Here is a 15,412-nt window from a genome sequence, read left to right as displayed (position 1 = left end):
CTGAGTTATACGCCAACATTGCTTGCATCGGCATTCGCTTTACATCGTTAGATTACCTGACGACCTAGAAAATCACCTGGCAACGTAGAAATAGCCCGTGATTTGTTAGTTGTTTGAAAAGATTTTTTGCTTAAAGGAAATACCATGAAAGCCAAGCTCCATACGCCATTCCGCTCTTCGCCGCTTATGGCAGCGCTGTTTTTGCTGAGTTTTGCCCTGCCCGCCCTTGGCGCGGATCATAAACCCTTACTGGAAGCCTCGCCCGCCTTGCTAAAGCTGCTGAGCATCGCCGAGGTTAAACCCGGCGAAGTCGCCGAGTCGCTGAATCTTTCGGCCAGGGTGGAATTGGATCAACACAGAGTCGCGCGCATCGGCGCCTCGGTTACCGGGCGGATTACCGAAATCGATGCCATGCTCGGTCAAGCCGTAAAAAAGGGCGAACGTCTGGCGCTACTGAACAGTACCGAACTGGGTAAAGCACAGTCCGACTATTTAAAAGCCGCGTCGCAAGTCAATTTACGGCGGATTACCGTCAAGCGCGCCGAGCGCCTGCTGGAAAGCGGCGTGATCTCGGAAGCCGAGTTTCAGGAGCGGCAGAGCGTGTTGACTGAAGCGGATGTGGATTTACGCGCCGCCGCCGACCAGTTGCGGGTCATGGGCATGAGGGATGCCGATTTGCAGCGTATAGACAAACAGCGCAGCATTCACTCCTTTTCGCCGGTTACCGCCAGCATAGACGGCGTCGTCATCGAACGAAACGTCGCCATCGGCCAGGTGGTGCAGCCGGCAGACGCCTTGTATACCGTTGCGGACTTGTCGCAGCTGTGGCTGGTGGCGGAAATTCCCGAGCAACAAGCGCATTGGGCGCGGCAAGGCGATCAAGCGTTCGCCGAAGTGCCTGCACTGCCGGGGCAGGAAGTTAGCGGCAAACTGATTTACGTCGCCGATATGGTCGATTCGGACACCCGCACGGTGACGGTGCGCATGGCCCTGGCCAATCCGCAGCGTCTGTTTAAGCCGCAGATGCTGGCAACACTGAAAATCAGCAAGCCCGGTTCGCAATCTTTGATCGTGCCCAGCCAGGCCGTGGTCAGGGAAAATGATAAGGATTTTGTGTTTGTGGAAACCGCTGCCGCACGTTTTGAGTTGCGCCCGGTACGTTTGGGCCGCGAAGAAGCGCAGAAACGGCCCTTATTGGAAGGCTTGAAAGCGGGTGAAAAAATTGTCGTGGGCGGCGCGTTTCATTTAAATAACGAACGCCTGCGCAGCACATTGGAGTAGAGCATGATTAACAGCCTAATAGCAGCCGCTCTGCATCAACGTGTTCTGGTGGCGGTGCTGGCAGTGGCGGTCACGCTGTTCGGTGCGCGCGCCGTGCAGCAGTTGTCGGTGGATGCATTTCCGGATGTCACCAATATCCAGGTTCAAATTGCCACCGAAGCGACCGGCAAATCGCCGGACGAAGTGGAACGCCTGGTCACCGTGCCCTTGGAAATAGCGATGGCCGGCCTGCCGGGTCTGGAAGAAATGCGTTCGATGAATAAGAACGGCTTGTCTTTGATCACGTTAATTTTTACCGATAAGACCGAGGTTTACTTTGCCCGGCAGTTGGTGATGGAACGGCTGATAGAGGTGAAGCAGCAGATGCCGGAAGGCATCAATCCGGTGCTGGGGCCGGTGTCCACCGGTTTGGGCGAGGTCTATCAATACACCTTGGAACGCGACGACGACGGTCAGCGGGCCTTGACCCAGGAGGAATTGCAACAGCGCCGCGAAGCCCAGGACTGGGTAGTGCGGCCGTTGCTGCGCGGGATTCCCGGCGTGGCGGAAATCAACTCCCAGGGCGGCTATGTCAAGCAATACCAGGTGTTGGTTGACCCCAACCGCTTGCATCATTACCGGATTTCATTGACTGAAGTATTCGAGGCGCTGGCCAGAAATAACGCCAACAGCGGCGGTGGCGTACTGCCGCATTATGCCGAACAATATCTGATTCGCGGCGTCGGTTTGATTAACGACATCAAAGACATCGGCAATATCGTCTTGAAGGAAGAAGACTCGGTACCGGTGCATATGCATGATGTCGCCGAAGTCAAAATCGGCCATGAAGTTCGAGTAGGCGCGGTGCTCAAGGACGGCTACACCGAAGCGGTCGGCGGCGTGGTCATGATGCTGCGTGGCGGTAATGCCAAGGAAGTCGTCAGTCGGATCAAGGCGCGAGTGGCGGAAATCAACGCGAAAGGCATGCTGCCCAACGATCTTAAAATTGTCTCCTATTACGACCGTAGCGATTTGGTCGATGCGGCTTTGCATACCGTGACCAAGGTTCTGCTGGAAGGCATTGTGTTGGTGGTGATCGTGTTGTTCCTGTTTCTGGGCGATGTGCGCTCCAGTCTGATCGTGGTCAGCACCTTGATCGTCACGCCTTTGGTGACGTTTATCGCGATGAATCAGCTGGGTCTGTCGGCCAATTTGATGTCGCTGGGCGGCTTGGCGATTGCCATTGGTTTAATGGTCGACGGTTCGGTGGTGGTGGTGGAAAACGCATTTCGCCTGCTCGGCGAACGCAAGGGCCGCGCTACCAGCCGGGTGCGCGTGGTACAGACCGCCGCCCAGGAAGTAGCCACACCGGTGTTGTTCGGTGTCGGCATCATTGTGCTGGTATTTTTGCCGCTGATGACGCTGCAAGGCATGGAGGGCAAGATGTTCGCGCCGCTGGCTTATACCATTGCGATTGCCTTGCTGATTTCGTTGATCGTGTCGTTGACCTTATCGCCGGTACTCTGTGCCTTTTTACTGGAAGGCCACGACGGCGAACATGACACCCGGCTGATCGCTTTCATCAAGCGGATTTATTTACGGATGCTGGATTGGGCGATGGCCAATCGGCTGAAGGTGGTGGGCGGTGCGGTCGGTGTGTTTGCCGCGACTTTAGCCTTACTGCCCTTGCTGGGCACATCGTTCATTCCGGAAATGAAGGAAGGCTCCATCGTGCCGGGCATTAACCGGATGCCGAACATTTCACTTGAGGAAAGCATCAATGTGGAGATGCAGGCGATGAAAATGGTGATGGCAATCCCCGGCGTAAAAACCGTGGTTAGCGGTGTGGGGCGCGGCGAAAGTCCGGCCGATCCGCAAGCGCAAAACGAGTCCACGCCTATCGTTACATTGAAACCGCGGGAAGAATGGCCGAAAGGCTGGACTCAGGACGATATCGCCGATGCGATGAGCGCCAAACTCACCGAAAACCTGCCCGGCATGCAGGTGGTGATGGCCCAGCCGATTTCCGACCGGGTAGACGAAATGGTCACCGGCGTGCGCTCCGACGTGGCCGTGAAAGTGTTCGGCGACGATCTGGCTGAACTGAAACGCCTGGCGGACGCTATTGCCGGCGTAGCCAACAGCGTGAACGGTGCCCGCGATATTCGGGTTGAGCGCCTGACCGGTCAGCAATATTTAAATATCACCGTCGATAGGCAAGCCATCGCCCGCCACGGTTTGAATGCAGCGGACATTCACGATGTCATAGAAACCGCGATAGCCGGCAAAGTGGCAACCGAGATTTATCAAGGCGAACGGCGCTTTTCGGCGGCGGTGCGCCTGCCGGAGCAATTTCGGAATAATATCGGCGCTATCGATGCGTTGATGCTGACCTCCGCGAACGGCGCGCGCGTACCGCTGGGCGATGTCAGCAACATCACCTTAAACGACGGCCCTGCCTTGATCAGCCGGGAAATGGGTAAACGCCGCATCGTGGTAGGTATTAATGTTCGCGACCGGGATTTGGGCGGTTTCGTGGCCGAACTGCAAAAAGCCGTGGCCGACAAGGTGCAATTGCCGGAAGGCTATTATCTGCAATGGGGCGGCCAGTTCCAGAATATGGAACGAGCTTTGGGACATTTGCAGATGATCATCCCGGTCACCATCGCGGCGATTTTCTTTTTGTTGTTTATGCTGTTTAAATCGCTGCGCTTTGCCGCATTGATTATTCTGGTGCTGCCGTTTGCGTCCATTGGCGGCATCATCACGCTGTTTCTCAGCGGCGAGTACCTGTCGGTGCCGGCTTCGGTGGGATTCATCGCCTTGTGGGGCATAGCGGTGCTGAACGGCGTGGTATTGGTATCGTATATCCGTTCGCAGCGGGAAAGCGGCCTGAGTCTGGATTATGCGATACGGCGCGGTTGCGAACAGCGTTTTCGACCAGTGATGATGACCGCCACGGTGGCCTTGCTAGGTCTGGTGCCGTTTTTGTTTGCCATCGGCCCCGGTTCCGAAGTGCAAAAGCCCTTGGCTATCGTGGTGATCGGCGGCTTGATTAGTTCCACGCTGCTGACGCTGGTGGTATTGCCGGTGTTATACGGATGGTTCGATGATCGCCGCGATATACATAAACCTTTTTCGATGAAGTAATTGATCAATTGTATGCATAGACATATCTACTCGTGGCTGCTGTATGGCCTGTTAATGCTGCTGAGCACCGCGATACAGGCGGCAGAGATTCAAGTGGCGGTTGATCGTAATCCGGTTGGCCTTAACGAATCGTTTCAAATTACCTTTACCGCCAGCGAAGAGCCGGACGGCAATCCTGAGTTTGCGCCCTTGCAGGAGAATTTTGAAATTCTCAGTCAGCAGCGCAGCACCAGCTCATCCTGGGTCAACGGCAAAAGTAGCCGGACCGAACAATGGATAGTCCGGGCGATGGCCAAACAAGCCGGCGAGTTGTTTATCCCGCCGATTGCCTTCGGTGCCGATAGCAGCAAGCCGTTGAAGCTGGTTGTGAATGAAAATACCGCCGCTCCACAAGGCAACGATGACATATTTCTGGACGTGACCGCTACGCCAGAGCAACCTTATGTGCAGTCGCAGGTGCTGTACACGCTGAAGTTGTTCCGCAAAGTACAGATTACCCAGGCCAGCCTTAGCGAGCCGGAAATTAAGGATGCCTTAGTCGAAAAACTGGGCGAGGACAGCACCTACGCCACCCAAGTCAAGGGCGTGGATTACTGGGTGACCGAGCGCAAATATGCCATTTTTCCGCAACAGAGCGGGGTATTTACTATTGCGCCGCTGATTCTGAATGCCGAATACCTGAGCAATCAACGCCAACCGAGTTTCAACGGCTTCTTCAATCGGCCGGATACCGAAACTCGGCGGGTGGCTTCCAAAGCCATCACTTTAAACGTGCAAGCGGTGCCGGCAGGCTTTAAAGGCCCGAACTGGTTGAGTGCCGAGTCATTAACACTCAGCGAAGCTTGGTCCGACGCCGGCTTGCAAACCAAAGTGGGCGAACCCTTGACCCGCACCCTCACGTTGAGCGCGAAAGGCGCCACGGTCGGCCAGTTGCCGGAGCTGCTCGATAAAACCGCTATCGACGGCATCAAAACCTATCCCGACCAACCGCTGCTGAAGGAAGATAAAGACAGCGACGGCTTAACGGCCCTACGCGAGGAAAAAATTGCCTTCATCCCTTCCAAGCCCGGCGAATACACCTTGCCGGCGCTGGACATCGTTTGGTTCAACACCAAAACCCAGAAAACGGAAACTGCACATCTGCCTAGCGTCAAGCTCACGGCTTTAGCCGGCAGCACGGATGCCCAAAATTCCGCACCGCCCGCTACATCAAATGCACCTCAAGAGCCGGTAACTAACCCAATGATCACGTCGCCGATTACCGTGACCAACAGCAGCGACACCCGCTTTTGGCAAGCGGTATCGGCGACGTTGGCGCTGGGCTGGCTGCTGACTATTGTTGTGTTTTATCGTCGCCCTTCCGGCAAAGTATCTAAGGATAAGTCTGTTGAACGGGTGCCGGAAACTGCCATGGAAAAGACGCTGAAACGCGCTTGTTGGGAAAATAACCCGCAGGCCGCCAAACAGGCCTTGTTGCAATGGGGTAAGGCCGAGTTCGGCGCGGAAAGTTTGGGTGCAATTGCGGCGCATTGTCCCGAGGCGCTGCGTGAAGAGATTTTGACTTTGAATCGCTTGCTATATTCCGGCCAAAGTCAGGACTGGCAAGGCCAGACTCTTTGGCAGGTGTTTTCCACTAAACCGGCAGCGGTCAGCGGCAAAGGCAAAAGCAAAAGCGATGACGGGTTGGAGCCTTTGTTCAAGATTTAAGGTTCGATTCCTCAGCCGCGCCCGTTCAGATGTGCCAATGCCATATACAATGCGGCAATCGAGCGGGCTTCACTGCATTCGCCGCTGGCTAGCAAAGTATCGATACTATTCAAGGGCCAAGGTACCACTTGCAGTTCTTCAGGTTCGTCGCCGACCAGCTTTTCCGGATACAGGTCTTCAGCGAGAATAATATCTATCGTGTGTTCCAGATAGGCCGGCGCCAGCGATACGCGGTGCAAATGGCGTAATTTGGCGGCGCCGTAACCGATTTCTTCTTTCAACTCGCGATTGGCAGCGTCCAGCATGTCTTCGCCGGCATCGAGCTTGCCTTTGGGTAAGCCTAGTTCGTAGCGATGAATGCCGGCGGCATATTCCCGAACCAGCAGCACCGTGTCTGCATCCAGCATCGGCACAATCAGCACCGCGCCATGCGAGGCGCTGCGGGCCAGGCGCTCGTATTGGCGGCGCTCGCCGTTACTAAACTCCAGGTCCAGGGCTTCGATGCAGAATTGCCGGGTTTGGGCGATGACGGTTTGTTTCAGAATTTTCGGTCTGTTGGGCATCGGCTCAGGTTCTACAACTTGGTTGCTGATTGGTTGCTAAAAAGGATGTGCTTTTGACTCTAATATCCGCGCAAAAGCACTTCTAACTGTTGGCTAACTTGAAAAAACCAACCACGTTTTGCAGTTGTTCGGCTTGCCCGTTCAATTCCTCGGCGGTTGCCGCCATTTCTTCCGAGGCGGCCGCGTTTTGTTGGGTTACTCTGTCCAGCTGACGCATGGCCTCGCTGATTTGTTTGATGCCGCTGGCTTGTTCGGCAGACGCTGCATTGATCTCTTGCACCAGGTCCGCCGTTTTAACGATGTCCGGTAGAACATGGCCGATGAGTACGCCGGCTTTTTCGGCAATCGAGACGCTGTTGGAAGCTAGTTCGTTGATTTCCGCCGCCGTGGTGCGGCTGCTTTCAGCCAGTTTACGGACTTCCGCCGCCACCACGGCAAAGCCTTTACCGTGTTCGCCGGCGGAAGCGGCTTCGATTGCCGCGTTTAAGGATAATAAATTGGTTTTGTAGGCAATATCTTCGATTAGCCCGATTTTTTTGGCGATGTGTTTCATGGCGTTGACAGTTTCGATCACCGCTTCCCCGCCTTGTTTGGCCTCGCTGGCGGATTTGCCGGCCATCTGTTCGGTGACGTGGGCGTTTTCGGTATTTTGTTGCACCGAAGCGCTGAGTTGTTCGATGGAGCTGGTGGTTTCTTCGACACTAGCGGCCTGCTCGGTGGTGGCTTGGCTGATCGATTGCGCGGTAGCGCTAACTTCCTTGGACGCGGAGCTTAATACGTCGGCGTTACCCAGAACTTGCTGGACGACGTTACTGAGCTGGTCGCGCATGCCTTTTAAATCGTACAGCAAACTGCCGGTGTCGCCTTCCCGTAGTTCTATCGCCACGGAAAGATCGCCGGCGGCCATGGTATTGACCGCTTCGGCAGCATAGCTGGGTTCTCCGCCAAGCTGCGTCATTAAGCTTTTAGTGATCAGATAGCCGGCTACGCCGCCAATTACCACGGAAATTAGCGCCAATGTGGTAATCAAGTTAACGCTTTGATTAACCGTTTCCTTGGCTTCTACTCCGGATTGTTTCATTAGCTTGGTTTGAAACTCGATTAGCGCAGCTACTGAATCTATATACTCGGTTTGTAACTTCCTGACTTGAGTCAGCAGGAAATCCGTTGCTTCCGCTTGCTTACCCTCTCCGGCCAATTTGATGAACTGATCCTGGGCGGTCACGTAGGGTGTACGGGCATCCAGCACTTTTTTGAGTACGGCTTTACCTTCCACGCTGCTAATACTCTCGTCGAGTTTATCCAGGTTTTCCTTGATGGTGCGGCGCGCGTCTTGAATACGGGCCAGTTCCTTATCAATGGCGGCTCGATCTTTGATAATCAGGGTATTACGCATCGAGCGGGCAATAACGTTAATGTTGCTGATGACATTATTGGCCCAGACCGTTTTCGGAAATTTATCGTTGACCATATTGTCGATGTTGGACAGCAGGTCGTTCATGCCGTTGATGCTGATGCCGGCAATAATGGCCAATAACAGTAGGACACCGCTGAATCCCAGGCCTAAACGGGTCCGCACTCTCATGGTACTCATGAATTTAACTCCTTTCGACGGCTGATGCCGGACAACACAGATATGCAAGCTTTTAATCCTTTTTCTTATAGACATCAAGCCTAGCTGAACTTGGAGATTTTCCGGTTAGAATAAAAACTCATTAAGGCTGTGTTTGGGAACGACAAGCGCTATTGAATGATAAGGATAAACTGACATGCTCGACTGGAAACAAATCGATACCGTGCTGTTGGATATGGACGGCACTTTGCTGGATTTGAATTTCGATAATCATTTTTGGCAGGAGTTTGTGCCCTTGCGCTTTGCCGAACTGCACAGCCTAACGCTTGAGGACGCCAAACAGCAGTTGGCACCGCGTTTCAAGGCGATGGAAGGTAAACTGGAATGGTATTGCCTGGATTATTGGACCCAAGAATTGGCCTTGAATATCGCCGAGCTGAAACAGGAGTTGGCCGGCTTGATTGCGGTGCATCCGCATGTCACCGAGTTTTTGGATGCGGTGCGAGCCAGCGGCAAGCGTTTATTGCTGGTGACGAATGCCCATCGCGACAGCTTGAACTTGAAGATGGAAAAAACCTGTCTGCATGGGTTTTTCGACGAAATCGTTTCGTCGCACGATTTTGGTTTTGCCAAGGAACAGCAAGGTTTTTGGCAGATCCTGCAAGATAAGCACGTGTTTGAAAAGGCTAAGACGCTGTTGGTAGACGATAGCGTTGCGGTGTTGGCGTCTGCCAAGACTTTCGGCATTGCTCATCTGGTGTCGATCAGCAAGCCGGATAGTCAACGGCCGGTTAAGCAGGTTGCTGAGTTTGCGGCGGTGGAGGACTTTCGGGCGTTGATGCCTGGTTTGTAGCGGATGCCGGGCGCGGTGGCCTGGGTTCTCTGGGCTTGTGATCCGCACGCGGCGGGCGTTTGTCTCTTTGCATGACGCGTTCCCGCGGTTCGCGGCGCTGGGGTTTGATGACGTCTTCCACCATCAATTCCGGCGTGATGCTTTGCACAGGCACTTTCTCGCCAATGTAATCCTCGATGTCCGGCATTGAGTAAGCGTATTCCTCACAAATAAAGCTGATCGCTTCCCCGCTGGCACCGAAACGGGCGGTGCGGCCGATACGATGCACGTAATCCTCAACGTCCTGCGGCAAGTCATAATTGAAGACATGCGATACGTCCGGAATGTGCAGGCCACGAGCCGCTACGTCGGTCGCAATCAAGAGTGTGACCCGATTTTCCTGAAAATCATTGAGCAAGCGCTGGCGCTTTTCCTGCGGCACGTCGCCGCTGAGCATGGCCACTTTGTGGCCGTTGGCAGCCAGATAATCGTCCAGCTGCTCGGCGCAGCGTTTGGTGTTGACGAAGACGATGCTGCGCTGCGGTTGGTGATGTTTCAGCAAGCCCAGCAACAGCGGGATTTTTTGCTCGTTGGCCGGACAGTAAGCCACTTGATTGATGGCTTTGGAAGTTACTTCCTCGGATTCGATGCGAATCAGCACCGGGTTGTTCATGTGCTCATAAGCCAGTTCGGTGACTTTATAAGACAACGTAGCGGAAAACAGCATATTCAAACGCTTTTCTGCCGGCGGCATGCGGCGCAGCAGGAAGCGGATGTCCTTGATAAAGCCCAGATCGAACATGCGGTCGGCTTCGTCCATCACGGTGACCTGGATGTTATCCAGCGTGAACGCGCCTTGCCGGTAAAAATCGATGATGCGGCCCGGCGTGCCGATAATGATGTCGACATTGCCTTTGATTTTATCCAACTGCTTTTGGTAGTCGGTACCGCCGTAGATCAGCGCAAACTTCAGGTTCAGATACTTGCTCAGAGCAACCGCATCTTTGTGAATCTGGATAGCCAGTTCGCGGGTTGGTGCGAGAATCAGCGCGCGCGGGTTCTTGATTTTTTCGCTTTCGTCGTTGATTAGATGCTGAAAGATTGCCAGCAGAAACGTGGCTGTTTTGCCGGTGCCGGTTTGGGCTTGGCCGGCAATGTCTTTGCCTCTTAACGACAAGGGCAAAGATTTATCCTGAATCGGCGTGCAGTTGATGAATCCTGCTTCTTTCAGACCTTTGATGATGGAGTCGGACAGCTCCAAATTGCTAAAACGCGTTTCCGTTAAATGTGTTTTCTTCATAGCCCGATAGAATAAACTAAAAAGCCGCGCGGTTGAAATCGATTGACAATTAAAGCGCCGCGAAACTATAGTCTTGACTTTGTAAACTAATGGAGAATGGCGTGAGCGACCTAGTCCTTCATGTATCAGACGCTGATTTTAATGAAACTGTGTTGAAAGCCGGTGCGCCGGTGTTGGTCGATTATTGGGCAGAATGGTGTGGTCCATGCAAAATGATTGCCCCGGTTTTGGATGAAATTGCATCCGAATATCAAGGCAAACTCACCGTTGCCAAGCTGAATATCGACGAAAACCCCAAAACCCCGCAGCACTACGGTGTGCGCGGCATCCCGACCTTGATGCTTTTTAAAGGCGGTGAAGTGGAAGCGACTAAAGTCGGCGCCTTAACCAAATCCCAATTGGCTGCGTTTATCGATAGCAACATATAAATTCAAGCCGAATCACCGGATTTATTAAAAATGTTTTTGATAAGTCCGGTTATTGCGCTAGAATTTTTCCCGCTTGCTTCTTCGCATTCTGATCGTCCTTAACAAATCCAACAACTACCTGCCGCTGTAAACAGCACTCTGCTGTTTTGCATTTCTTTCATTTCCCTTAATCAACATGAATCTTACCGAGTTAAAACTTAAACAAGCCACTGAAATTATTGCAATCGCTGAATCCTTGGGTCTCGAAAACATCGACAGAGCCCGAAAGCAGGAATTGATTTTTGCGATTTTGAAGAAACAGGCGAAGAGTGGGGAAGATATTTTTGGCGATGGGGTTTTGGAGATATTGGCGGATGGATTCGGTTTTTTAAGAACACCGGGTTGCTCCTATTTGGCGGGCCCCGACGACATTTATGTATCGCCCAGCCAGATCAGACGTTTCGGTTTACGCACCGGTGACACCGTTAGCGGCAAAATCCGCCCGCCGAAGGAAGGCGAACGCTACTTCGCGATGTTGAAGGTCGAAAGCATCAACTTCGAATCGCCAGAACAATCCAAAAACAAAATCTCCTTTTCCAACCTGACACCGCTGTTTGCCAATAAACGTTTCCGTTTGGAACAAGGCAACGGCACCAGTGAAGATTTAACCGCCCGTATCATCGACTTGATCGCGCCTATCGGTAAAGGTCAGCGCGGCCTGATCGTCTCGCCGCCCAAAGCCGGTAAAACCATGATTATGCAAAGCATCGCCCATGCGATTGCCGAGAACAATCCCGAGTGTTATCTGATCGTACTACTGATCGACGAGCGCCCGGAAGAGGTGACTGAGATGGAGCGTTGCGTACGTGGCGAAGTGGTCTCCAGTACCTTCGACGAACCCGCTACCCGCCACGTGCAAGTGGCTGATATGGTCATCGAAAAAGCCCGGCGCATGGTTGAACACAAGCACGATGTGGTTATCCTGTTAGACTCGATTACCCGTCTGGCCCGTGCTTACAACATGGTAGTACCGTCTTCCGGCAAACTGTTGTCCGGTGGTGTCGACGCCAATGCGCTGGAAAAACCCAAACGTTTTTTCGGTGCGGCGCGGAATATCGAAGAAGGCGGCAGTTTGACGATTATCGCTACCGCGCTGGTGGAGACCGGTTCGCGGATGGACGAGGTGATCTTTGAAGAGTTTAAGGGTACCGGTAACATGGAATTGCATCTGGAGCGGAAAATCGCCGAGAAACGCATCTATCCGGCGATCAACATCAACCGTTCCGGCACGCGCCGCGAGGAATATCTGGTGGATCCTGACGAACTGCAAAAAACCTGGATTTTGCGCAAAATCCTGCAGCCAATGGACGAATTGGCGGCATCCGAGTTTTTGCTGGGCAAACTCAAGGACTTTAAAACCAACGCCGCATTTTTCGATTCGATGAAGCGCTGAGCGCAAAACCTCTGTACCGACGAGCGCTACAGCGCTCGTCACAAACTCGTCAAACATCCCCACCGCTGTTTTTCTCTTTTTTGTCATAAAACACAGAAGCCTAGACTCATTCTGATGCGCAGCCAGCAGCGCGCCAGCACATTTGATGGTTGTCGATGCGATTAATTTTGTTATATTGCGCGACGACCTTAAACGAGGAGTATGGCCTTGCGAACAACCAGCAAATTTTTTATGCAATTCGTCCGATTAGCCGGCCCCTTCTGGTGCTCGGAAAATAAGACAACCATTCGGACCTTATCGGCGTTTTTGGTCGCGTTAACAGTGGCGCAAATTGCGGTGTCGGTCATTATTACCGAATGGAGCGCGGATTTATTCGATGCCTTGGAGCAGCGCTCTATGTCGAGGCTGTTTACCCAAGTTGGGCTGATCGTCTTGATTTTTATCGCGAATATGGCAATCACGGCGACCCATTTGGTCGTCAAACGTCGCTTGCAACTGAGCTGGCGGGGCTGGTTAACCGATAAATTGATCGGGCAATGGATGCGCGACGGCCGGCATTATCTGGTTACCCACTTACCGGGTCAGCACGATAATCCTGACGGACGCATCGCCGAAGATGTACGCATTTCCACTGAATACGCAATCGATCTGTTACACACTTTCTTTTACTGCGTGCTGTTGTTGACCAGTTTTACCGAGATCCTGTGGACCTTGTCGGGGACCGTTACGGTAAATCTAGGTTTGGTCGAAATCCCGGTTCAAGGCCATTTGGTCTGGTTGGCGCTGATTTACGCCGCTAGCGCATCCACGCTGGGTTGGTGGATAGGTAAGCCGCTCACTATGGCTACCGACAATAGACAGACCGTGGAAGCCAATTTCCGCTTCGCGTTGGTCAAAGCCCGGGAGAATGCGCAAGCCATTGCCTTGATCCACGGTGAGCGCCATGAGAATCCGCATTTTCATCATTTATTCGGAAACATTGTCGATGCCTGGAATCAACAAACCCATGCCTGGCAGCGGATCACCATGTTTAGTTCCGGTTATTCGATATTGTCCATGGCATTTCCTATCTTGGTGTCGGCGCCGCGCTTTATTCTGGGTACGATCAGCCTGGGAGCACTGATGCAATCCGCGCAGGCTTTCCAGCAAATGGTCGCGGCTTTGTCATGGCCGGTGGATAACATGGGTAAGGTTGCGGAATGGCGGGCCTCTGTCGAGCGAGTTTTGGGATTGAGCAAGGCCCTGGAGCAATTGGAACGCGAAATAGCCAAGCCTGACCCCTATCGGATTCGGTTGGTGAAAAGCGACAAATCCGTATTGGCGTTTCGCGATTTATGCATTTCGCGTTTGGACAGAATCGTCTGCGTGTCCACTCTCAATGAAGAAATCAAGGCCGGAGAGCGGGTGTTGATTGCCGGCAATGCGTTTTCCGGTAACAAGCTGTTCAAAGCTATAGCAGGTCTGTGGCCATGGGGCGAAGGCATAATTGAATTGCCGGATGATGAAACCATGTTTTTTATGCCGCCGCGTCCTTATCTGCCTACCGGTACCTTGCGCGCGTCAATTTGCTACCCATCCAACCCCTCCACTTTCGATCAGCAGATACTTGAAAATGCCCTTCAACTGGCCGGTGTGAAAGAGTTGGAGGAACAGCTCGACCAGGTTGCCGATTGGGAAAAGAATCTTGAGCGCGAACAACAACAACGCTTAGGCTTGGTGCGGTTGTTGTTGCACAAACCCAAATGGATATTGATGCAGGAAGCCTTTGATTCGCTCGACCCTGAAAGCGAAGTGGACATGGTCAATCTAATCCATAAAAGGCTCACGGATTCCGCTGTCCTGACCATCACCAAGGTGCCCAATATACAGGCCTTGTACAAGCGGCGGATTACGCTCTGCTAACGGGAAGCGTGCTCTAAGGCGCTTTGTACCGGGGCTATCCGGATGTCTGCCAATAAACTGCGCGGGGTCAATCTGGGCGGATGGTTGGTTTTGGAAAAATGGATGACGCCCAGTTTGTTTGCCGGGTTGAATGCCAGGGACGAGACCAGTTGGTGCGTCGAATTGGGCCGCGAAGCCGAAACCCGTTTGCAGCAACATTGGCAAACCTTCATCACCCGCGCCGACTTTGCCTGGTTGGCGCAAGTCGGGATCAATGCGATACGCATCCCGGTTGGCTATTGGCTGTTCGCAGCCGATTATCCCTATCATCATAGTTTCGGCGCCGTGCGATTTCCTTTTGTCGGCGGCGGCATGGAGGTGCTTGACCGGGCTTTCGATTGGGCTGAAGAATTTGGCTTAAAGGTTGTTGTCGATCTCCATGCCGCGCCCGGCTGTCAGAACGGTTTCGATAATGGCGGCATCCAGGACGTTTGCGAGTGGCATACTCAAAACAGCTATATCGACTATTCCCTGGAGACCCTGGAGCGATTGGCCCAGCGTTACGGCAAACGCGCGGCATTGCACGGAATTGAGATCTTAAACGAGCCGCGCTGGGATGTGGATACTGAACTGTTGAAACGTTACACCGAAGCCGCTTATTGGCGCATTCGCCGCCATTGTCCGGCTGAACAGGTGGCGGTGATATTTCATGATGGTTTCCGGTCGTTTCGCGAATACGCCGGTTTTTTACAGTCGCCCGAGCATGGCAATGTGATCTTTGACATACACCGTTATCAATGTTTTGTGCAGGACGATATCGACAGGGATATTTATCAGCATTTGCAAAAAGTGGTTTGCGATTGGAAAGCAGAAGCTGACGAGATTATCAGCGGCCTGAGTTTGCCGACCTACGTCGGCGAATGGAGTTTGGGGTTGGATGCAAAACTGGCGGCGCTTTGGGCCGAGGGGCTTTTCGATCATGTCCATACGGAAATGGACGACATGCAGTTCGATATCGCTTGTCGCGGCTACGCGGCCGCCCAACTGGCCGTGTTCGAAAAGTATCTGGGCTGGTTTTTCTGGAGTTATAAAACCGAGAATATGCCGCAATGGAATTTTCGGGAATGCGTCGAGCGTGGCTGGTTACCGGGTAAGTATGCTTGACGCTTGGGGCGATTGCTAAAATATTTGGTATTTTAAGTGGGGGATTTGCGTTCTGGAACGTCTTACTATTAACAGCATCATAGCAATCATGCCGAATGGGTATGCTTTAGCCGATAATGATG

11 protein-coding genes are annotated in these 15,412 nt (G+C 53.1%); 8 read left to right on the top strand and 3 right to left on the bottom strand.

Annotated features, from left to right (window positions below):
* Positions 1–144 precede the first annotated feature (144 nt).
* The 3 genes from JWZ98_RS22075 to JWZ98_RS22065 are packed head-to-tail and all read left to right on the top strand — an operon-like array spanning position 145 to position 6,117.
* On the top strand, positions 145–1,281 hold the full coding sequence (locus tag JWZ98_RS22075; protein ID WP_240348139.1) for an efflux RND transporter periplasmic adaptor subunit: 1,137 nt from the start codon (positions 145–147) through the stop codon (positions 1,279–1,281).
* A gap of 3 nt (positions 1,282–1,284) precedes the next feature.
* Entirely contained in the window at positions 1,285–4,410 is a 3,126-nt protein-coding gene (locus tag JWZ98_RS22070; RefSeq protein WP_205452187.1) for an efflux RND transporter permease subunit, read from the top strand.
* A 12-nt stretch (positions 4,411–4,422) separates the two neighbouring features.
* The gene (locus tag JWZ98_RS22065; RefSeq protein ID WP_240348137.1) at positions 4,423–6,117 is read left to right on the top strand and encodes a BatD family protein; all 1,695 of its coding nucleotides are present in this window, start codon (positions 4,423–4,425) and stop codon (positions 6,115–6,117) included.
* An 11-nt stretch (positions 6,118–6,128) separates the two neighbouring features.
* Here the strand turns inward: JWZ98_RS22065 and nudE are convergent, their stop codons facing one another.
* Positions 6,129–6,680: an ADP compounds hydrolase NudE gene (gene nudE / locus JWZ98_RS22060; RefSeq protein WP_205452181.1), complete on the bottom strand. Its 552-nt coding sequence runs from the start codon at positions 6,678–6,680 to the stop codon at positions 6,129–6,131.
* Positions 6,681–6,762: 82 nt separating this feature from the next.
* Entirely contained in the window at positions 6,763–8,274 is a 1,512-nt protein-coding gene (locus tag JWZ98_RS22055) for a methyl-accepting chemotaxis protein (RefSeq protein WP_205452178.1), read from the bottom strand.
* A 175-nt stretch (positions 8,275–8,449) separates the two neighbouring features.
* Here JWZ98_RS22055 and yrfG point away from each other — a divergent pair, with 175 nt between their 5' ends.
* Positions 8,450–9,106 carry a GMP/IMP nucleotidase gene (yrfG, locus tag JWZ98_RS22050; RefSeq protein ID WP_205452175.1) on the top strand — a complete coding sequence of 219 codons (657 nt, stop codon included), beginning with the start codon at positions 8,450–8,452 and terminating at the stop codon, positions 9,104–9,106.
* Here the strand turns inward: yrfG and rhlB are convergent.
* Positions 9,045–10,385: an ATP-dependent RNA helicase RhlB gene (gene rhlB, locus JWZ98_RS22045; RefSeq protein ID WP_205452172.1), complete on the bottom strand. Its 1,341-nt coding sequence runs from the start codon at positions 10,383–10,385 to the stop codon at positions 9,045–9,047. The two genes, yrfG and rhlB, sit on opposite strands and share 62 nt — an antisense overlap.
* Before the next feature lie 101 nt (positions 10,386–10,486).
* On the opposite strand from rhlB, the gene trxA reads away from it, so the two are divergent.
* The 4 genes from trxA to JWZ98_RS22025 all read left to right on the top strand — a co-directional run bounded on the left by trxA (position 10,487) and on the right by JWZ98_RS22025 (position 15,290).
* Positions 10,487–10,813: a thioredoxin TrxA gene (gene trxA / locus JWZ98_RS22040; RefSeq protein WP_033157672.1), complete on the top strand. Its 327-nt coding sequence runs from the start codon at positions 10,487–10,489 to the stop codon at positions 10,811–10,813.
* Positions 10,814–10,988: 175 nt separating this feature from the next.
* Positions 10,989–12,245 (top strand): transcription termination factor Rho, encoded by a 1,257-nt coding sequence (rho, locus tag JWZ98_RS22035; protein WP_033157583.1) that lies wholly within the window; start codon positions 10,989–10,991, stop codon positions 12,243–12,245.
* Between the two features lie 231 nt (positions 12,246–12,476).
* On the top strand, positions 12,477–14,147 hold the full coding sequence (locus tag JWZ98_RS22030; RefSeq protein WP_084153348.1) for an ABC transporter ATP-binding protein/permease: 1,671 nt from the start codon (positions 12,477–12,479) through the stop codon (positions 14,145–14,147).
* Positions 14,148–14,189: 42 nt separating this feature from the next.
* Entirely contained in the window at positions 14,190–15,290 is a 1,101-nt protein-coding gene (locus tag JWZ98_RS22025) for a glycoside hydrolase family 5 protein (RefSeq protein ID WP_205452169.1), read from the top strand.
* Positions 15,291–15,412 lie beyond the last annotated feature (122 nt).

The organism is Methylomonas sp. EFPC1 (assembly GCF_016925515.1).
Classification (GTDB): domain Bacteria; phylum Pseudomonadota; class Gammaproteobacteria; order Methylococcales; family Methylomonadaceae; genus Methylomonas; species Methylomonas defluvii.
This window is presented reverse-complemented; position numbering and strand designations above follow the sequence as displayed.

Excerpts from the sequence above, each read along its gene's own strand:
- JWZ98_RS22075 (WP_240348139.1), top strand. The coding sequence starts at position 145 with ATGAAAGCCAAGCTCCATACGCCATTCCGCTCTTCGCCGCTTATGGCA.
- JWZ98_RS22070 (WP_205452187.1), top strand. The coding sequence starts at position 1,285 with ATGATTAACAGCCTAATAGCAGCCGCTCTGCATCAACGTGTTCTGGTG.
- JWZ98_RS22065 (WP_240348137.1), top strand. The coding sequence starts at position 4,423 with ATGCATAGACATATCTACTCGTGGCTGCTGTATGGCCTGTTAATGCTG.
- nudE (WP_205452181.1), bottom strand. The coding sequence starts at position 6,680 with ATGCCCAACAGACCGAAAATTCTGAAACAAACCGTCATCGCCCAAACC.
- JWZ98_RS22055 (WP_205452178.1), bottom strand. The coding sequence starts at position 8,274 with ATGAGTACCATGAGAGTGCGGACCCGTTTAGGCCTGGGATTCAGCGGT.
- yrfG (WP_205452175.1), top strand. The coding sequence starts at position 8,450 with ATGCTCGACTGGAAACAAATCGATACCGTGCTGTTGGATATGGACGGC.
- rhlB (WP_205452172.1), bottom strand. The coding sequence starts at position 10,385 with ATGAAGAAAACACATTTAACGGAAACGCGTTTTAGCAATTTGGAGCTG.
- rho (WP_033157583.1), top strand. The coding sequence starts at position 10,989 with ATGAATCTTACCGAGTTAAAACTTAAACAAGCCACTGAAATTATTGCA.
- JWZ98_RS22030 (WP_084153348.1), top strand. The coding sequence starts at position 12,477 with ATGCAATTCGTCCGATTAGCCGGCCCCTTCTGGTGCTCGGAAAATAAG.
- JWZ98_RS22025 (WP_205452169.1), top strand. The coding sequence starts at position 14,190 with ATGTCTGCCAATAAACTGCGCGGGGTCAATCTGGGCGGATGGTTGGTT.